This is a genomic window from Streptomyces sp. NPDC002076, assembly GCF_053593835.1.
In genome coordinates this window covers 58,077-76,642 of sequence record NZ_JBSFDI010000007.1, presented here as the reverse complement: position 1 = coordinate 76,642, position 18,566 = coordinate 58,077, and the positions used below count along the sequence as shown (strand labels likewise).

Annotated in this window: 17 protein-coding genes and 3 pseudogenes; 10 read left to right on the top strand and 10 right to left on the bottom strand. The window is 71.2% G+C overall.

Annotated features, from left to right (window positions below; all coding sequences use genetic code 11):
- The first annotated feature begins 54 nt into the window (after positions 1-54).
- From ACWCQS_RS16925 to ACWCQS_RS16910, 4 genes are all read left to right on the top strand, one after another.
- Positions 55-1,371: an ABC transporter ATP-binding protein gene (locus tag ACWCQS_RS16925; RefSeq protein ID WP_451005136.1), complete on the top strand. Its 1,317-nt coding sequence runs from the start codon at positions 55-57 to the stop codon at positions 1,369-1,371.
- Positions 1,368-2,255, top strand: a complete 888-nt coding sequence (locus tag ACWCQS_RS16920; protein WP_451005135.1) for an ABC transporter permease — start codon at positions 1,368-1,370, stop codon at positions 2,253-2,255. Before ACWCQS_RS16925 ends, ACWCQS_RS16920 begins: the two co-directional genes overlap by 4 nt.
- A 283-nt stretch (positions 2,256-2,538) precedes the next feature.
- Complete coding sequence (locus tag ACWCQS_RS16915; protein WP_451005134.1) at positions 2,539-3,219, top strand: hypothetical protein; 681 nt, start codon at positions 2,539-2,541, stop codon at positions 3,217-3,219.
- A gap of 421 nt (positions 3,220-3,640) precedes the next feature.
- Positions 3,641-4,216, top strand: a complete 576-nt coding sequence (locus ACWCQS_RS16910; protein ID WP_451005133.1) for a hypothetical protein — start codon at positions 3,641-3,643, stop codon at positions 4,214-4,216.
- Between the two features lie 15 nt (positions 4,217-4,231).
- Here the strand turns inward: ACWCQS_RS16910 and ACWCQS_RS16905 are convergent, their stop codons facing one another.
- Positions 4,232-4,564, bottom strand: a complete 333-nt coding sequence (locus tag ACWCQS_RS16905; RefSeq protein WP_388620921.1) for an ATP/GTP-binding protein — start codon at positions 4,562-4,564, stop codon at positions 4,232-4,234.
- A gap of 222 nt (positions 4,565-4,786) precedes the next feature.
- On the opposite strand from ACWCQS_RS16905, the gene ACWCQS_RS16900 reads away from it, so the two are divergent.
- Complete coding sequence (locus tag ACWCQS_RS16900; protein ID WP_451005132.1) at positions 4,787-5,815, top strand: LLM class flavin-dependent oxidoreductase; 1,029 nt, start codon at positions 4,787-4,789, stop codon at positions 5,813-5,815.
- A 118-nt stretch (positions 5,816-5,933) separates the two neighbouring features.
- On the opposite strand, the gene ACWCQS_RS16895 is transcribed toward ACWCQS_RS16900, so the two are convergent.
- A complete protein-coding gene (locus ACWCQS_RS16895; RefSeq protein WP_055704181.1) occupies positions 5,934-6,326 on the bottom strand; it encodes an SCO5389 family protein in 393 nt (130 codons plus the stop codon).
- 277 nt (positions 6,327-6,603) lie between these two features.
- Here ACWCQS_RS16895 and nucS point away from each other — a divergent pair, with 277 nt between their 5' ends.
- Positions 6,604-7,275 (top strand): endonuclease NucS, encoded by a 672-nt coding sequence (gene nucS, locus ACWCQS_RS16890; RefSeq protein WP_451005131.1) that lies wholly within the window; start codon positions 6,604-6,606, stop codon positions 7,273-7,275.
- 20 nt (positions 7,276-7,295) lie between these two features.
- On the opposite strand, the gene ACWCQS_RS16885 is transcribed toward nucS, so the two are convergent.
- From ACWCQS_RS16885 to ACWCQS_RS16870, 4 genes and pseudogenes are all read right to left on the bottom strand, one after another.
- Entirely contained in the window at positions 7,296-9,704 is a 2,409-nt protein-coding gene (locus tag ACWCQS_RS16885; RefSeq protein ID WP_451005130.1) for an ATP-binding protein, read from the bottom strand.
- A 291-nt stretch (positions 9,705-9,995) separates the two neighbouring features.
- Positions 9,996-10,319 (bottom strand): STAS domain-containing protein, encoded by a 324-nt coding sequence (locus ACWCQS_RS16880; RefSeq protein WP_451005129.1) that lies wholly within the window; start codon positions 10,317-10,319, stop codon positions 9,996-9,998.
- A 162-nt stretch (positions 10,320-10,481) separates the two neighbouring features.
- Entirely contained in the window at positions 10,482-11,330 is an 849-nt protein-coding gene (locus tag ACWCQS_RS16875; RefSeq protein ID WP_451005128.1) for a 3-hydroxyacyl-CoA dehydrogenase family protein, read from the bottom strand.
- A gap of 236 nt (positions 11,331-11,566) precedes the next feature.
- Positions 11,567-11,782 (bottom strand): annotated as a pseudogene (locus ACWCQS_RS16870) (TetR/AcrR family transcriptional regulator); the annotation flags it as partial.
- Between the two features lie 45 nt (positions 11,783-11,827).
- Between ACWCQS_RS16870 and ACWCQS_RS16865 the strand changes: the two are divergent.
- Together ACWCQS_RS16865 and ACWCQS_RS16860 are read left to right on the top strand one after the other, a co-directional pair.
- Positions 11,828-12,358, top strand: a pseudogene (locus ACWCQS_RS16865) (ABC transporter permease); the annotation flags it as partial.
- A gap of 13 nt (positions 12,359-12,371) precedes the next feature.
- Entirely contained in the window at positions 12,372-12,944 is a 573-nt protein-coding gene (locus ACWCQS_RS16860; protein ID WP_388620904.1) for a cob(I)yrinic acid a,c-diamide adenosyltransferase, read from the top strand.
- Positions 12,945-12,974: 30 nt separating this feature from the next.
- Here the strand turns inward: ACWCQS_RS16860 and ACWCQS_RS16855 are convergent, their stop codons facing one another.
- The 4 genes from ACWCQS_RS16855 to ACWCQS_RS16840 all read right to left on the bottom strand — a co-directional run bounded on the left by ACWCQS_RS16855 (position 12,975) and on the right by ACWCQS_RS16840 (position 15,872).
- Positions 12,975-13,193 (bottom strand): hypothetical protein, encoded by a 219-nt coding sequence (locus ACWCQS_RS16855; RefSeq protein WP_451005127.1) that lies wholly within the window; start codon positions 13,191-13,193, stop codon positions 12,975-12,977.
- Complete coding sequence (locus tag ACWCQS_RS16850; protein WP_451005126.1) at positions 13,193-13,600, bottom strand: hypothetical protein; 408 nt, start codon at positions 13,598-13,600, stop codon at positions 13,193-13,195. Before ACWCQS_RS16850 ends, ACWCQS_RS16855 begins: the two co-directional genes overlap by 1 nt.
- Before the next feature lie 86 nt (positions 13,601-13,686).
- Positions 13,687-15,171: an ATP-binding protein gene (locus ACWCQS_RS16845; protein WP_451005125.1), complete on the bottom strand. Its 1,485-nt coding sequence runs from the start codon at positions 15,169-15,171 to the stop codon at positions 13,687-13,689.
- Complete coding sequence (locus ACWCQS_RS16840; RefSeq protein WP_451005124.1) at positions 15,168-15,872, bottom strand: response regulator transcription factor; 705 nt, start codon at positions 15,870-15,872, stop codon at positions 15,168-15,170. Before ACWCQS_RS16840 ends, ACWCQS_RS16845 begins: the two co-directional genes overlap by 4 nt.
- A 535-nt stretch (positions 15,873-16,407) precedes the next feature.
- Between ACWCQS_RS16840 and ACWCQS_RS16835 the strand changes: the two are divergent.
- Together ACWCQS_RS16835 and ACWCQS_RS16830 are read left to right on the top strand one after the other, a co-directional pair.
- A pseudogene (locus ACWCQS_RS16835) lies at positions 16,408-16,599 on the top strand (response regulator transcription factor); the annotation flags it as partial.
- Between the two features lie 139 nt (positions 16,600-16,738).
- Entirely contained in the window at positions 16,739-18,559 is a 1,821-nt protein-coding gene (locus tag ACWCQS_RS16830; RefSeq protein WP_451005123.1) for a glycosyl hydrolase family 18 protein, read from the top strand.
- The last annotated feature ends 7 nt before the right edge of the window (positions 18,560-18,566 follow it).

The window sequence follows — 18,566 nt, the reverse complement described above, 5'->3', positions numbered from 1 at the left end:
AACCCTTACGGGGGCGGCTCCCCGCTGTCCTGAACCTTTCGATGGGTGCGGAGCATGATCGAGGCTGTCGGCCTGACCAAGCGCTACGGCGACAAGACCGCCGTGTACAACCTTTCCTTCCAGGTGCGGCCAGGTGCCGTCACCGGCTTCCTCGGGCCGAACGGCTCGGGCAAGTCGACGACGATGCGGATGATCCTCGGGCTGGACAACCCGACGTCCGGATCGGTGACGATCGGTGGCTACCCGTACCGCAAGCTGCCCAACGCCCCCCGCCAGGTCGGCGCGCTGCTCGACGCCAAGGCCGTGCACGGCGGCCGGACCGCCCGCAACCATCTGCTGAGCCTCGCCCAGCTGTCGGGCATCCCGGCCCGCCGCGTGGACGAGGTGCTCGGTGTCGTGGGCCTGCAGGACGTGGCGCGCAAGCGCTCCAAGGGCTTCTCGCTCGGCATGGGCCAGCGGCTCGGCATCGCCGCCGCGCTGCTGGGCGACCCGCAGGTGCTGCTGTTCGACGAGCCGGTCAACGGCCTCGACCCCGAGGGCATCCTCTGGGTCCGCAACCTCATGAAGGCCCTGGCCGCCGAGGGCCGTACGGTCTTCGTCTCCTCCCACCTGATGAGCGAGATGGCGCTCACCGCCGACCACCTCATCGTCATCGGGCGCGGCCAGCTGCTCGCCGACATGAGCGTGAAGGACTTCATCTCGGCCAACTCCGCCGACTTCGCCCGGGTGCGCACCCCGGACGCCGAGCCGCAGCTGCGCGAGAAGCTGAGCACCACGCTCACCGAGGCGGGCGGCCACGTGCTGCCGGAGCAGGACGGCGCGCTGCGGGTGACCGGGCTGCCGCTGCCCCGGATCAGCGACCTCGCGCACGAGGCGGGTGTCCGACTGTGGGAGCTGTCGCCGCACCAGGCCTCGCTGGAGGAGGCGTACATGCGGATGACGCAGGGCGCGGTCGACTACCGCTCGACCATCGACCAGAAGGCGGGCCTGCAGCAGCCGCTGCCGCCGGGCGCCCAGCCGCCCATGCCGGTACCCGGCCAGGGCCAGCCCGGCTGGTACGCCCCGCCGCCGCCCCAGCAGGGTGGGCAGCCCTTCGCGATGCCCCAGGGTTCCGCGGGGCCGTACGGCGGCCCGCAGAATGCCGGTTACGGCGCCCCCAACCCGTACGCCCAGCAGACCCAGGCTGCGGGCGCGCCGACTCCCGCCGCCCCGCAGTCCCAGCCGCCCGCCCCGGCCGCGCAGGCCCAGCCGCCCGCTTCGGCCCAGCCGGCCGACGCGGCACCGCCCGCGCCGCAGCAGGCGCCCGCCGCCGCTCCCCCGGCCCCGGCCACCGCCCCCGCCGACCTGACCAAGCCCGAGGACGCCCGATGAGCACCCACCAGCCCCCCATGCCGCAGGCCCCCGCAGCCGCGCCCCACTGGCAGGCGGCGCCCGGCGGGTCGTACCCCGGTTACACCTCGCCGATCCCGGTCGTGCGCACCCACCTCGGGCATGCGCTGTCCTCCGAGTGGACCAAGATCAAGTCGGTGCGTTCGACGATGTGGACGCTCGGCGTCTTCGTGGTGCTCGTCCTCGCCATCGGCCTGCTGACCGCCTCGGTGGTGAAGTCCAACTCCAGCCCGGAGACCTTGTCGGACCAGAACCCGCTCCAGTTCGGCTTCTTCGGCCTGCTGCTGGGCAGCATGTGCATCATCACGCTCGGCGTGCTGACCACGGCCTCGGAGTACGGCACCGGCATGATCCGTACGACGATGGTCGCGTGCCCGAGCCGGGGCCGGGTGCTCGCCGCCAAGGCGGTCGTGTTCTTCGCCGTCGCCTTCGTCGTCACCCTGGCCGTGTCCGGCCTCATGGCCATGATCCACGCGTCCATGCTGAACGGCGTCGGCGGCGCCCGCACCCCCTCCACCGGCGACTGGCTGAAGGCGACCCTCGGCATCAGCCTCTACATCGCGCTGCTCGGGCTGTTCTCGCTGCTCATCGGCTCGATCATCCGGCACTCCGCGGGCGCCATCACCATCATGATCGGCGCGGTCCTGGCCCCGCTGGTGATCGCGCTGTTCATGGCCTCGCAGTCGCTGTCCAAGGTGCGGCAGTGGCTGCTGGAGTACTCCATCCCGAGCCAGATGAGCTGCTTCTACGACAACTCCCTGAGCAGCTCCGGCCCCACGGGCTGGGACCCGCTATGGATCATGCTGGGCCTGTCGGCGGCCGCGTTCGCCGGCGCCATCGCGCTGCTGGAGAACCGGGACGTGTGAGCCTCGCTTGATCGGGTGAGGGCCTCCCGTCGGCGCTGTGGATCGCCAGATCCACAGCGCCGACGGGAGGCCTCGTTTTTCACCGTCGTACCCACCGACGCCATGGGCGAAATCCAGCCATTTTCCTGGTGGCTGACCGAGACCATCACCCCACCGGTACACCAGAAGGAGCCATGGTGTCGGATGCACCGACAGCTATGCCGGATCTATCGGTGCTGAAGGGAGAACTTCCCCCCGTGAAAGGTTCGGTCATCGGTTACTGCCACTGCTGAGGAGTCGAATTATGGGTACCTATCGGAAGGACCTGTACCCGGACGTGACCGCTTCGGGCGGCCTTGGACCGGCCATGAAAGAGGCGGCGAAGCTGCACGGATGCGACATCGGGCTACCGCCTTGGGAGTCCGACGTCATCGAGACGGCGAGGGGCTTCATGTCGGTCCACACTGCGACCGACGAGCGTCTGTTCCGGCTGCGTGTCCACATTATCGGGTTCGCCGAAGGGGCTCCCGGATTCGCCTGGGAGATCGGCTCGACGGACGACCTCGGATTGCTCGTGGAGGCGGTCGCTGCATGGCGGGAAGGAATGCCATTCGACGAGTTGAAGGCGAGATTCGAATTCCTGGAGCTCGATGAATTCGCCAGAGCAATCGAAGGCGGAGAGCCTACCTCTTTGCAGTGGTCCGGCCTTCTGTCGTCCGACTTCCACCGGAGACAGTGGAACCTTCTGCGTCGCCTTCGTGCGGATGAGGTACTGCGGAACATGTTCCCATCGATCACGCACGGTGCCGTCCGCCTGTGTGTGGATCCGTTTCCGTTGCTGGACGGAACGAAGCGTCAGGTCCTGGTGTACGAGCTGGACGGAGAGCGTTATGAGGTCCGCCTCGGGGTGCCCGGGGCGGACTGGGCCGAGGTGCCGGCCGATGATCTGATCGCCTGTCTGCGAGCCGCCTTGAGCCAAGAGTGATCTCGACAGGTCGATGACTCGAAACCCCGCCAGAGACTACCTGGCGGGGTTTCCTCATGCTCATCTCAACCGACCGATGGGCCGGGACATGCCGGTCGGGAAGCGCTCGGGTACGAGTGGGCGGTCCGTGGTGACCAAGTGATCAAGAGCGAGGTCGAGACTAACTGGGTCATCGTGCAGCTGAAGTACATCGGCAAGGACACGCCCACCCGCACGGCAAGTGGGTCGTGTACACGTCCTACTTGGTGGGGTGATGATGCCGGACGAAGCCCAAGCCGAACACGAGGACGCCGCCGACAACGGCTTCCGGGAAGGCATCTACGTGACCGACGTCGGGCTGACCTAGGTGGCTTCACGGTGAGACTTCCCCCGTGCGCTGTCCCCCGAGGACGCCCGGCGCCACCTGCCGGAAGGTGGTCCCGTGCCGATGTGGCTCCACTTCGCGGAAATCGCCGTGGAGCAGTTCGACCGGTCGAAGGCCGCACGACTGGGCCAGGACGTCCAGCGGCTCCTGCCCTCCCCGCTGCCGGACAGGACGATCCGTACGGTGTGGCTGGGGGCCACCCACGGCACCTCCGACCCGGCCGAGTACGGCATGAGTGCCCGTACCTGGCTGGAGCGGATCGAGCAGGCATGGCTGGCAAGTGTGCACCGGGACGATCCGGAGTTCGTGCCTGCGCCGCCACAGCCGGTGGTGGACGAGGAGCTGCGCCAGGCGGTTGTCCAGGTGATGCGACCGGTCGCGGAGCGGCTCAGCCGTGAGGCCGAGAAGCCCATGTACGGAACTCCGGTGACCGGTCTCGTCCCCGCGCTGTTGCGGGTCGTCACCGAGGCGTGTGCTGACCTCGGCTACCGGCTGTTCCTCCGTGCCGTGAAGTCGTACCAGGTGCCGGTGCCGGAGGGCACGGGGTTGTACGACGCGTTCGTCGCCCTCGGGGAGCGGTTCGACTACTCGGAGTGGGTGGTCCTTGAGGGGCTCAACGACCGACCGGACTGACGGACAAGGCCCGGGCTAGAACCTAGGCGCGTTACGGGACCGCGGCACCCTTGTGGTGCGGCGGTCCTTCGCGTTCCAGCAGGCCTTGTGCCAGTGGCGGCGGTCGTCCACGCCCGCGTGCTCCGGCCAGGCCACCACGTGCGGGACGCCGGAGGGGATCATCTGGTCGCAGCCCGGGCAGCGGTAGGTCTTGCCCTCCGCGCTCGCCCCGGCGACATGGCGCACGCTCCAGTCCTCGCCCTGCCAGCTCTCGGTCGACTGCCAGCCGCCGTACCGGCCGGCGCGGTCGTCCTCGGCGCTCCGGCCCGACGATCCGGCTGCCTTCGGTCGATTGCGACGCGGGGACACGGGACACCTCTCGGGGCTGTACAGGAAGCACGGGCTGCATCCAGCCTACGCGCCGCCGTATGGGGTACGCGTACGGCACCAACCCACACAAGTCACCCTCCAGAGCGACCCATTCTGCAGACAATCCGCAAATCTCTCCGTCAGGCCGTGTCCTGCGCACGTGTCAGACGGTTATGCCCTGTGGGGGAGCTCCGGGTCGGAGCCAAGGAAGCAGGAAATGAGATGTACGTAGGAAGTTTTGTGCTGGGCGCCCAGTTCCCGGGCCAGGGCCCCGGGGAGGCCCTGCACCGGGTGGTCCGCTCCGCGGAGGTCGCCGAGGAGGCCGGTCTTGACGCCGTCTGGCTGGCCGAGCACCACTTCGTGCCGTACGGCACATGCCCGTCCGCCGTCACCCTGGCCGCCCTGCTGCTCGGCCGCACCCGCCGCATCCGGATCGGCACTGCGGTCAGCGTACTGCCCACCGCCCACCCGGTCGCACTCGGCGAACAGGCCGCGCTGCTGCACCTGACGAGCGGCGGCCGGTTCACGCTCGGCGTGGGCCGGGGCGGGCCCTGGGTGGATCTGGAGGTCTTCGGCGCGGGCCTGGAGGCGTACGAACACGGATTCCCCGAGTCACTGGATCTGCTGCTGCGCTGGCTGCGCGAGCCACGGGTGTCGGCGTCCGGCGAAAGGTTCAGCTTCCGCGAGGTGCCGGTCGTACCCCGCCCGTCGGAGGCGCTGACCGAGACTCCGGGCCCGGAGGTCGTCGTCGCGTGCACCTCCCCGGCGAGCGTTCGGCTGGCCGCCGAGCGCGGGCTGCCGATGCTGCTCGGCATGCACGTCGGGGACGAGGAAAAGGCCGAGATGGTGGCCTTCTGGCAGCGCTGCGCCCGCGCGGCGGGCCGGCCGGCCGAGGAGGTCGCGGACGCCGCGCATGTCTCGGCCGGGGTGTGCCAGCTCGCCGACCGGCGCACGGACGCGGCGGAGACGCTCATGAAGGCCATGCCGGGCTGGCTGAAACAGGGCCTGGAGGCGCATGTGACGGTGGACGGCCGGGCGCGCGCGATGCGCGACCCGTACGCCTACACCGAACTGCTCTGCGGACTGCACCCGGTCGGCACTGCGCGGCTGGCCGCCGACCGGCTCGCGGCCACCTCGGAGCGCACCGGCATCTCCCGCTTCGCCCTCCTAGTGGAGGGCTCGGGCGATCTCGCCGCGACGGAGGAGAACCTGCGGCGGCTGGGTGCCGAGGTGCTGCCCCAGCTGCGCTGAGCCGTCCGACAACTCCCAGGCCGCCTCGGGGGCTTGCCGCCCCAGCACTGAATGCACCTCCCGCGGGTGGAGCGGCAAGCAAGCGACTCACAACGTCTGCCGTACCGGGACCGCCCCGTCAGCAGTCCCGAAGCTCCGGCGACTGGTTCAGCAACTGGCTGCGTACCGAGGTGAAGCGGGCCAACGTCTCGTCCACCGAGGCGTCCAGCGGGAACACCGCCACCCGGTGGCAGTTCTGGAAGGCCAGCCGCACACCGAAGTGCCGCTGCAGGGCGCCGCGGATGGCGTCACTCGCGAGCGCACGCAGCAGCTGACCGCGTGCCTGCTCGTCCGGCGGGGGCGTCTGGTTGTCGGCGAACGGTCCGCCGTCGACCTTCAGCTGGGCCACCAGGGAGCTGATCATCTCCCACGCGTAGGGCAGGGAGGTCCGGACGCAGTCGACGAATTCTGCTTCGTCGACCTCGCCTCGCTCGGCCTGTTCGAGTAGGGCCGGTGAGACGTCGAGCGACATGGGTACTCCTCTCGCACCCCCGAAGAGCAGGGGTTGCCGGACAGAAAGGGGAGGTTCGCTATTTCGAACACGCTCAGTACACAGGTCGCGACCTCCCGTTTACTACGGTAGGCAACCGTAGGTGACCACACCAGCAGAATGCGTATATGGAACGGTCCCTTTACGGGCACAATCGGCCAGGGATGAACAAGAGTTTCCAGGGACAATTGGGGCGATCGATCGGGAGCGGGGCGGGCGAATCGCGCGCACCGAGGGGCGTCGAGTAGCGTTGCCGACCATGCGTCTCGTCATTGCCCGATGCTCGGTCGACTACGCCGGCCGGCTCACCGCCCACCTGCCCTCGGCGCCCCGCCTGATCCTGGTCAAGGCGGACGGCAGCGTCTCCATCCACGCCGACGACCGGGCCTACAAGCCCCTCAACTGGATGTCGCCGCCCTGCACGCTCAAGGAGGGCACCGGCGAGGAAGAGGGCGTCTGGACGGTCGTCAACAAAGCGGGCGAGAAACTGATCATCACGATGGAGGAGATCCTCCACGACTCCTCGCACGAACTCGGCGTGGATCCGGGTCTGATCAAGGACGGCGTGGAAGCGCACCTGCAGGAGCTGCTCGCCGACCGCATCGAGACGCTCGGCGACGGCTACACGCTGATCCGCCGCGAGTACATGACGGCCATCGGCCCGGTGGACATCCTGTGCCGGGACGCGGACGGCGGGACGGTCGCGGTGGAGATCAAGCGCCGGGGCGAGATCGACGGCGTCGAACAACTCACCCGCTACCTGGACCTGTTGAACCGCGACCCGCACCTGGCCCCGGTCCGTGGCGTCTTCGCCGCCCAGGAGATCAAGCCCCAGGCCCGCGTCCTCGCCACCGACCGCGGCATCAACTGCCAGATCCTCGACTACGACGCCCTGCGGGGCATCGAGGACGACAAGCTCCGCCTGTTCTGAGGCTCACTTTCTCGGCTCGGTCAGATGACCGAGCCGGACGACTGCGACGCGGTCCCCGAGTTCGTTGCGCTCCCCGAACTCTGCGGTGTCGTCGGGCCGCTCGCCGTGTCCGTCGTGGACGGGCTCGAGGCCGACGGGGACGCGGACGGCGAGGGCGTGCTGGATGACGGCGAGGCCGAGGGCGACGGGCTCGGGCTGGTCTTCGTCGGTGTCGGCGTACCCGACTTGGTCGTGGACCTGGACGGCGTCGGTGTCGTACCTCCCCCGCCCGTGCCCCGGGTGTGGCTCGGGGCCGACGACGGCGATGTGGCCGGCTGGTACGGCGTCGGGTCCTCCGTCGTGCGACCCGAGTCCGTGGGGCGGGGGGCGGCCGGGGCCGAGCCGCCCGCCGACGGGGTCTGGTTCGGGTCGGCGCCGAGGGTGCCGTCGTCAGTGCCCTGGCTCGCCGAGGGGTTGACGTCGACCTTGCCGGCCGGGTTCTTGTCGGCGTTCTCGTTGGACGTCATGCCCAGCGTGACGACCGTACCCAGCACGGCGGCGAGCAGCGCCCCGGAGCCGACCGCGACGAGGTTGCGGCGGGCCAGCCGCCGGAAGCCCCCGCCCCGCTCCGTGGTGGCCGGGAGCCTGGTCGTGACCAGCGGGTCACCGAGGGGCACGTACGGCGGCGGGGCCGACTCCTCGTGCCGTACCTCCGGCAGCTCGTCCCCCGCCGTCGCGGCGATCCCGGGTACGTCACCGGAACGGTCGGCGACCAGTGCGAGCGCCCGGCGCCCGGCGGTCGTGCCCCGCTTGTCGGCGAGCGCCCCGCGCAGCCCGATGGACGCCTCCAACTCGGCGCGGGCCCGGTCGAGCTGCCCCCCGCAGAGCGCGAGGACACCCAACTCGTGGTGGAAATAGGCCTGTTCGGCCACTTCGCCGGTCAGCCGGGAGGCCTCCGCGCCGGACCGCAGGGCCCGCTCCCAGGCGCTCCAGTGGAGCCCGGCGGCGAACGCCGGCGCGGCCGTACGGGCGAGCCGTACCGCGCAGCTCTCCTCGCCCTCGGCGGGCGGTGCCGGGTGCGGGACGATCACGGCGAGCGCGGCCAGCACCGCGTCCGCCTCGGCGCACACCCGCTCGGGGGTGACCGACGGATGCCCGGCCCACCAGGTGTAGTGCTCGGCGGCGGCCAGCGCCTGGGCCTGGGCGTCGTCGGCGTACCCGGCGGCCTCCAGCTGGGCCGGCACCCCGGCCGCGAGCCGGTAGCGGGCACCGACCGGCGAGACCAGTCCGCACCCGGCCAGCTCGCCGAGGGCGGCGTCGGCGTGGGTGTCGCCGATCAGCGCCGGCAGATGCGCCTGGTGCGGCAGTTCGCCGCCGAGGGCGACCGCGAAGCGCAGGGTGGCTCGGGCGGAGGCGCTGAGCCGGGAGGCGAGCAGCGGGGCGGGCGCGGCGGCCTCGCCGAGGGAGGGCAGCGGGATCTCGTCCGCCGGCTCCAGGGACAGCTCCGCCGGTGGGCGTACGTCCTCGAAGACGCCGTACTCGTCCACCGCCCCGACGCCGGCCCGCAGCTCGTCGCGCTGCCGGAGCAGGGCCCCGGCCTGGACGAAGCGCAGCGGCAGCCCCTCGGACTCGAACCACAGGTCACCGGCCCAGTTGGACTCCTCCTCGGTGAGGACGCGGCCGACGGTCCGCTCCAGGATCTCCACGCCGGCGGCGCGGTCGAGGCCGCTGAGGAAGACCTCCTCGACCTCGGACCCCTCGGAGGGCGGGGGCACGTCGGGGGTGGCGCCGATCAGGAACGCGCACTCGGGGGTGGCGTCGAGGAGCTCGTCGAGCGCGGCGCCGCCGAACTCGATGTCGTCCAGGACGACGACCGCGCCGATCTCGCGGACCAGTGCGCGCAGTTCCTCCGGATCGAGGCGGTGGCGCGGGGCGTCGTAGACCGCGTGGAAGAGGTCGTGCAGCAGGTCGGTGGTGGTGCGGTGGAAGCCGGTGAGCCGGACCACGCCGTCGGGGGCGAGGTCCAGGCAGTCCTCGGCGACCAGCTCCAGCAGGGCCGTACGGCCCGAGCCGCCGGGCCCGGTGAGCCGTACCGAACGCCCCCGGGCCAGCAGGCGGACCAGGCGCTCGCGCTCGTCCTGGCGTTCCAGCAGGGAGAGCGCCGGCTGGGCGGGGCCGGGCGGCACCGGCGGCCGGGCGGCCCGCTCAACCTCGGCGCGCTCGGCGGCGGTGCGCTTGCGGGGCGGCACCGGCCGCCGGTCCGGCGGGCAGGGCTCTATCTCGCTGCCGTCCACGGGGTTCACGGTCAGCAGCAGGTCGCCGGCCACGACGTGCGCCGTACGGGCGAGCGCGGGCGTGCTCTGACCGAAGTCCGAGGTGAGGGACTCCCGGGGCGGGCGACGGCTCGCAGCCTGACCGTGCTCCTCGGGTTCCCGGTCGATCGGGTCCATGGGTTCCATGGGTTAAGACCCCCCAAAAGCGTCGTGTGCCCGGATTCCGGCCCCTCCCGGCCTTGTCGCACACCGCGCTGTCGCTTCTGGTCCGGACCCGCTCGGTCGAGGGTTGCGAGGCGGCGGGCGACCGAACCCTAAACCTTCGCTCAGTATCTCCGACAGGGCGGGGTGCCGTGCGGTCCAAGACATCACAGTCCGGTGAGGATTGCCCGCGTCGTGCGCTTCGGCGGCTGTGTCCGGGTCTCAGCGGCCGCAGCGGTCTGCGTCCGGCTCAGACTCGTACGCGTCTCACACCCGGGGCTGCGACTCGACCCCGAGGCCGCCCTCGATGGCGAGGATGCGGTGCAGCCGGGTGGCCACCAGCAGGCGCTGCATCTGCGGCGGGACACCGCGCAGCACCAGACGGCGACCGCAGCGGCCGGCCCGCCGGTGGGCGCCCATGATCACCCCGAGTCCGGTGGCGTCCCAGGAGTCCAGTTCGGACAGGTCGAGCACCAGGTCGCCGACTCCGGTGTCGACGGCCGAGTGCAGGGCCGTACGGGCGTCCGCCGCGCTGCGGACGTCGAGGCGGCCCCCGACGACCAGCTCGGCGTGGTCGCCCCTGATGTACATATGCGCTCCCCGTTGAGTGCGGTTGGCGTACTCCGTGACGTTGCAACGTCTGACTGTGTGAGTGGTGGTGCGGTTGCTGTTTGTAAGCGAACCGATACCGAATTCACCCCTGGGAGTGAACTCCCGGGGGTGATGTCCGGCGGATGTCCGTACGGAAGGTGCTCAGTACTTGTAGAAGCCCTGCCCGCTCTTGCGGCCGATGTCACCGGCGTCCACCATCCGGCGCATCAGCTCCGGCGGGGCGAACTTCTCGTCCTGGGACTCGGTGTAGATGTTGCTGGTGGCGTGCAGCAGGATGTCGACGCCGGTGAGGTCGGCGGTGGCGAGCGGGCCCATGGCGTGGCCGAAGCCCAGCTTGCAGGCGAGGTCGATGTCCTCGGCGGTGGCGACGCCGGACTCGTAGAGCTTGGTCGCCTCCACCACGAGGGCGGAGATGAGCCGGGTGGTCACGAAGCCGGCCACGTCCCGGTTGACGACGATGCAGGTCTTGCCGACGGACTCGGCGAACTCCCGTGCGGTGGCGAGGGTTTCGTCGCTGGTCTTGTAGCCGCGGACCAGCTCGACGAGCTGCATCATCGGCACCGGCGAGAAGAAGTGGACGCCGACGACCCGCTCGGGGTGCTCGGTGGCCGCCGCGATCTTGGTGATCGGGATGGCGGAGGTGTTGGAGGCGAGCACGGTGTCCTCGCGCACGAGCTTGTCGAGCGTGCGGAAGATCTCGTGCTTGACCTCCAGCTTCTCGAAGACGGCCTCGACGACGACGTCGGCGTCGGCGGCGGCGTCCAGGTCGGTGGTCGCGGTGATGCGGGCCAGGGAGGCTTCGGCGGCGGTGGCCTCCAGCTTCCCCTTGCTCACGAACTTGTCGTACGAGGCCTTGATGCCGTCGGTGCCACGCTTCAGTGCCTCGTCGGTGACGTCCCGCAGGACGACGTCCCAGCCCGCCTGCGCGGCGACCTGAGCGATCCCGGACCCCATGAGACCGGCCCCGATGACGGCGAGCTTCCGTGCCACTCCGACTCCCTTGAACGCGCTCCAAGTCTGCTTCTCCGGCGGACCATAGCGCTCTGGCGGCGCTGTGTGAGCGGTTAGTAACGCGTGTCACGGTCTCAGACGCTGAGACACCGGTCACGTCTCGTTCGACGGGCTCGGCGGCCCTCGAGCCGGCGGATCCGACAGGATTCCGGCCTCGCCGGCCGGAGCGCAAATCCTCGCGGGTCCGTGACGGTTGGCGCCGTCCGGCGGCGCGCTCAGGCCCTGCCGCGTACGGCGTAGTTCAGGACGCGGTCGCTCAACAGGTCCTCGATGTCGTCGAGGAGGGCGAGTACCTCTCGGGAGACTTCGGCCGGTTTGCGGCCGGCCATCATCTCGCGGCCGATGGTGACGAAGACCGTCTGATGGATCCAGCAGACCTGACCGGCCATCAGGTCCGGCAGCGGGTCGTCGGCGGCGGCGCCGGCCTCCTCGACCGGAAGGCCGGCGCGCTCTCCGGTGGCCAGCGGCGCCGTCTTGGTTTCACGATCATCGTCGAGAAGGGGCAGGGGGTGGTGGAGCGGACGCGGGTGACCTCCGTCAGCCGGCTCGCCCTCCTCCTCGGCCGGGTGCTGCGCGACGCCACGGTCTTCGTCTTCCAGGCGGTGCTGCTGGTGCTGGCCGCGCTGGTGATGGGGCTGCGCGCGCCGCTCGCCGGCATCCTGATCGGCTTCGCGTTCGTCGCCCTGCTCACGGTGTCGCTGGCCTCGCTGTCGTACGCGCTCGGCATGAAGGTCCGCACCCCGCAGGAGTTCGGCCCGCTGATCAACATGGTGTCGATGCCGTCGATGCTGCTGTCCGGCCTGATGCTCCCGATGACGCTCGCGCCCACCTGGCTGAACGTGCTGTCGCACTTCGTGCCGTTCCGCTACCTGGTGGACGCGGTGCGTGACGCGTACGTCGGGCACTACACGAGCGCGCACATGCTCTACGGCGTCCTCGTCGCCGTCGGTTTCGCGGCACTGGCGGTGACGGTGGGCACACGAGTGTTCCGGACGGCCGGAGCGTAACTACGCTGGCCGCATGGTCAATCTGACGCGTATCTACACCAGGACCGGCGACAAGGGCACCACCGCACTCGGTGACATGAGCCGGGTCGCCAAGACCGACCTCCGGATCTCGGCCTACGCCGACGCCAACGAGGCCAACGCGGTGATCGGCACCGCGATCGCGCTGGGCGGCCTGGACGCGGAGGTCGTCAAGGTCCTCGTGCGCGTCCAGAACGATCTGTTCGACGTGGGTGCGGACCTGTCGACGCCGGTGGTGGAGAACCCGGAGTTCCCGCCGCTCAGGGTGGAGCAGTTCTACATCGACAAGCTGGAGGCGGACTGCGACCGCTTCAACGAGCAGCTGGAGAAGCTCCGCTCCTTCATCCTGCCCGGCGGCACCCCGGGCGCGGCCCTGCTGCACCAGGCCTGCACGGTCGTGCGCCGCGCCGAGCGCTCGACCTGGACGGCCCTGGAGGCGCACGGCGACACGATGAACCCGCTCACCGCCACCTACCTCAACCGGCTGTCCGACCTGCTGTTCATCCTGGCCCGTATCGCCAACAAGGACGTCGGGGACGTGCTGTGGGTCCCGGGCGGGGAGCGCTGAGGACGCCGCACGCCCCGGGACCCCTACGCGTCACTTGTCCGCGTCGCTCGTCGCGTCCCGGTCGGCCGCGGCGGCCGCGGACTCGGCCGCGTCCACCTTCTTCTGCATCTCGGCGTACCCCGAAGGCGCGGCGGCGGGTGTGCCGGACACCGCCGGGGTGTCGGGGGACGCCCCGGCGTGGTGGGCGCAGCCCGCGGTGAGCGTCACCAGAAGGGCGACCGCCGGCAGCGCCGGCCACGGCGCGCGCATCAACTCCCCGCCTTCCCGCCGTTGTTGTCCTGGCACCAGGTCCGGACGCCGTTCAGGTCCTTCTGGCGCTGCTCCAGATTGGTCACCAGCGACTTGCGGAAGTCCAGCCGGTCCTGGAGGAAGGTGGCGATCTGGGTGTGACCCGCCTTCTTCGCGTTGTCCACGCGCTGCTCCAGCCGGGCCACCGAGCCACGGGTGCCGGCCCCCGCGTCCAGCCGCTTCAGGGCCCGCTGGATCCGGCGGTCGATCTTGGGCACCCGCTTGCACAGGGCGTGCGCCCCGTCGCCGGTGGGGCCCGGCTTCGGGGTGCTGTCGGCCGCCGCGGCCCCGGTGGTGCCCGCCACCGCCAGTACGGCCGCCATCGCCCCGCCCGCGAGCAGCGTGCGGGTACGTCGTCGTGCGTTCATCCTGCTCTCCGTTCCCTTCCCGGACGGCCCGGTGGTCCGTCCGGCCCCTTTCCGGACGGACAGGTCGCCGTCCGACGGGACGGAGGCTAGGAGCGGTCTTTGGGAAAACTCTGTGACCGGTTCGCCCCGGCTGTGCCGATCAGCCAGTCCCGCCGGCCGGGCAGCGCGCCGCCGTCCGCGGGCGCCCCGCCGCCCTGCGCGGGCAGCCGTACCTCGAAGCGCGCGCCGCACCCGTCCGGCCCGTCCGTGACCGTGACGCTCCCCCGGTGCAGGGCCGCCTGCTGGGCGACGAGGGTGAGGCCGAGCCCGGAGCCGACGCTGTCCGGGCCCCGCTGGAACCGCTCGAAGATCCTCGCGCGGGCGTCGGACGGTACCCCGGGGCCGTGGTCGTCGACCGTGACGAGGACCTGGCCCGCGCTGCCGGTCACGCCGACCCGCACCCGTGCCCGGCCCTGTGAGTCGCGACCGTGGACGAGGGCGTTGCCGAGCAGGTTGTCCAGCAGCAGGCGCAGGCCGGGTTCCCAGCCGTGCACGGTGACTCCGGGTGCCGTGTCGAGGGTGATGTCGGCGTCCGGGGCGCGGCGCCGGGCCTCGGCCACAGCGGCGTCGGCGAGGTCGGGCAGGTCGACGGGCCGGAACGCGTCGGCCTCCACCAGGTCCGCGCGCCCCAGGTCCCGCAGCATCACCAGGAGGCCGAGCAGCCGGGCGTGTTCGCGGTGCAGGTCGGCGAGGACCTCGGCGCGCTCCGGCGCCGGCAGGTCGGGGTGGTCGGTGAGGATGTCGAGGTTGGTGCCCATGCTCATCAGCGGGGTGCGCAGTTCATGCGCGGCCGCCGAGGAGAAGGAGCGGGCGGTGTCCAGGGCCTGGCCGGTGCGGGCGGCCTGTTCGTCGTAGCGGGCGAGGACGGTTCTGAGGGTCGTGGCCAGTTCGTCGACCTCGCGCACCCCGGTGCGCTCCGCGGGCAGCCGGGTGGCGCTGGTGCGCGGGTCGAGGCCCGCGGTGCGGCGGGTGAGGCGGCTCAGGGGCGCGCTCGCCCCGGCGGCCAGGCCCCAGGCGAGCAGACCGGACAGGGGTGCGGCGAGCACCGCGGTGAGGAGCACCCGGTTGCGGACGAGCCGGACCTGGGTGCGGTCGGCGGTGTCGGGCGAGAAGAGCCACAGCGTGCCGGAGGCGGTGGCGGTCCGCACCGGCCGGGCCAGGGCCCGCCAACTGCGCCCGTCGGCGCGGACGGTGGCGAAGCCGGCGGACCGGTCGGGCAGGGCCACGGCGGGGCCGGGCTGGGGACCGCCGCCGAAGGTGCTGTCCGTCCCGACGAGCCGTACGCCGACGTCGAGGGCCGCCGTGAACAGTTGCCGCTCCCGGGTATCGGCGGCCTTGGGGCGGCCGTTCGCCGAGGCCCGCAGCAGCGCCCGGGCGTCCGGGGCGAGGGCCACCGCGCGTTGCCGCAGGTGCTGGTCCTCGGCCCGGTGCAGGTCCCGGGCGACCAGGTGCAGCAGCAGCCAGCCGGCGGCGAGCACGAGCAGCGGGACGGTGCAGCCGACGGCGAGGGCGATACGGGTGGTGAGTCTCACGGTGTGTCCCGCGGTTCCCTGAGCACGAAGCCGACGCCCCGCACGGTGTGAATCAGCCGGCCGCCGCCGTCCGCCTCCAGTTTGCGCCGCAGATAGCTGACGAAGGTGTCGACGGCGTCGGTGCGCACGTCGAAGTCGTAGCCCCACACCCGTTCCAGGAGCTGGTCGCGGGTGAGGACGAGTCCGGCGTTGCGGGCGAGCACCTCCAGCAGTTCGAACTCGCGCCGGGTGAGGTCCAGGTGCCTGCCGTCCCGCTCGGCGGTGCGGGCGTCCGGGTCGATCACCAGGCCCGCGACCCGCAGCTCCGCGCGGCCGGTGGGCGGGCGGCGGCGCAGCAGGGCGCGCAGCCGCAGCACCAGTTCCTGCAGGGCGAACGGCTTGACCAGGTAGTCGTCGCCGCCGGCCTGGAGCCCGGCGATCCGGTCGGCGGTCTCGTCCAGGGCGGAGAGCATCAGCACGGGCAGGTCGCGGCCGCCGTCGCGCAGCCGGGTGCACACCTCGATGCCGCTCATGCCCGGCATCGACACGTCGAGCACCAGCACATCGGGCGGCGTGTCCCGGATCGCCGCCAGCGCCTCGGGGCCGTCGGCGGCGGTCCGCACCGCGAAGCCGCTCAGCCTGAGTCCGCGCTCCAGCGAGCGCCGGATCGCCGCGTCGTCGTCGACGACCAGCACCGCACCGGAGCCCGCCGTGTCCGTCATGCACCCCTCCTCGTCGCCGGTCAGCGTACGACCCCACGCCGGGCGGGCGGCAGGGTGGGCGGGGGCGGGGCGGCTACACCGTCTCGGTGTACGCCTGCGACCTTCGATGTACTCCGGGACCATTCTCCCGGCTCACGCGAAGGGTGCAGCCCCCGTGTTGGCCCCTCTCATTCCCCCGCCCCCACCGCGACGACGTGCGGATCGCCGTGGGCGGGCCGCTCGGCGGCGTGCTGCTGTGGCTGTTCGGGATCCATCCGCGGGTGCCCTCCGACCCCATCGTGCAGTGGGCGGCGCCCTGGGCGCCGTTGGTGCCGCTGGCGGTGACGGCCGCGTGCGAGCCGCTGCACCGCACCCGGCCGCGCATCGGTCTCGCGGTCGGCACGCTCGCGCTGACCCTGGACACGGTGACCCAGGGCAGTGTCGTCACGATCGTGCTGTACACCGATCTGGTGTACTCGGCCGTCCTGTACGGCACCCCGTCCTCCGCCCGCCGCATCCCCCGGATCACCGGGCTGTTGCCCGTGCTCGGCGGGTCGTACCGGCCGCCCTGTGGCGCGATGAGCGGGAGGTGCTGTCCTGTGTCGGCCAGGGACTGTCGAACGCCGAGATCGCCGAGCGGCTGCGGATGGCGGAGGGCACGGTGAAGACGCACGTCAGCCGGCTGCTGGCCAAGCTGGGGCTGCGCAGCCGGGTCCAAGCGGCCTTGCCGGCACAGGAGTTGGGGATCCAGCGGCACTGCGGAGCGAATTGGTCCAGACCTATTGACCCGTGGTCCAGACCTTTCTACTCTCGCAGCACCGTGGGCGTGATGGCTCAGTCATGCCCCTGGCACTCCCGAACATTCCTCCATATCGAGGAGGCGCAGCATGCGCTTCAGACACAGAGCCGCGGCAGGGTTCGCGACCCTGCTGCTCCCCCTGGCCGGCCTCGTCGGTCTCGCGAGCCCCGCCCAGGCCGCGACCAACGCCACGGCGAGCTTCACCAAGACCAGCGACTGGGGAACCGGCTTCGGCGGCCAGTGGACCATCAAGAACACCGGTTCCTCCAGCATCAGTTCCTGGACCGTCGAGTGGGACTTCCCCTCCGGCACGTCCGTCACCTCCGCCTGGGACGCGGACGTCACCAGCTCCGGCACCCACTGGACCGCCAAGAACAAGTCCTACGACGGGACCATCGCCCCCGGCGCCTCGGTCTCCTTCGGCTTCAACGGCGCAGGACCGGGTTCGCCGACGAACTGCAAGCTGAACGGCGACAGTTGTGACGGTACGACCGTCCCCGGCGACGCCGCCCCGAGCGCCCCCGGCACGCCCACCGCCTCGAACGTCACCGACACCTCGGTGCAGCTCAGCTGGGGCGCGGCCACCGACGACAAGGGCATCAAGAACTACGACGTGCTGCGCGACGGCAAGGTCGTCGGCACCGTGACGACCACGTCGTACACGGACAGCGGGCTGAGCGCCGGCACCGACTACTCCTACACCGTGCAGGCCCGCGACACCGCCGACCAGACCGGCCCGGTCAGCGGCGCGGTCAAGGTGCACACCACCGGCGGCACCACCACTCCCCCGACCACCGGCGACAAGGTCAAACTCGGCTATTTCACCGAGTGGGGCATCTACGGCCGCAACTACAACGTCAAGAACCTGGTGACGTCCGGCTCGGCCGCGAAGATCACGCACATCAACTACGCCTTCGGCAACGTGACCAACGGCCAGTGCGCGATCGGCGACTCCTACGCCGACTACGACAAGGCGTTCACCGCCGACCAGTCGGTCAGCGGCGTCGCCGACACCTGGGACCAGCCGCTGCGCGGCAACTTCAACCAGCTGCGCGAGCTGAAGGCCAAGTACCCGAACATCAAGGTGCTGTGGTCCTTCGGCGGCTGGACCTGGTCCGGCGGCTTCGCCCAGGCCGCGGCCAACCCGACCGCGTTCGCCGACTCCTGCTACAACCTGGTCGAGGACCCGCGCTGGGCCGATGTCTTCGACGGCATCGACATCGACTGGGAGTACCCGAACGCCTGCGGCCTGTCCTGTGACACCAGCGGGGCGGCGGCCTTCAAGAACGTGATGGCCGCGCTGCGCGCCAAGTTCGGTTCGAGCAAGCTGGTCACCGCCGCGGTCACCGCCGACGGCTCCTCCGGCGGCAAGATCGAGGCCGCCGACTACGCGGGCGCCGCGAGCTACGTCAACTGGTACAACGTGATGTCGTACGACTTCTTCGGCGCCTGGGACGCACAGGGCCCGACCGCCCCGCACTCCCCGCTCACCTCGTACAGCGGCATCCCGAAGGCGGGCTTCACCACCGCCGACGCGATCGCCAAGTACAAGTCCATCGGCGTCCCCGCGAGCAAGCTGCTCATCGGCATCGGGTTCTACGGCCGCGGCTGGACCGGTGTCACTCAGGACGCTCCGGGCGGGACGGCCACGGGTCCGGCTGCGGGCACGTACGAGCAGGGCATCGAGGACTACAAGGTGCTCAAGACGTCCTGCCCGGTCACCGGCACCGTCGCGGGCACGGCGTACGCGCACTGCGGCAGCAACTGGTGGTCGTACGACACCCCGTCGACCATCGCCGGCAAGATGAGCTGGGCCAAGTCCCAGGGGCTCGGCGGCGCGTTCTTCTGGGAGTTCAGCGGCGACACCAGCGACGGTGAGCTGGTGAACGCCATCAGCAGCAATCTGTAGAAAGACC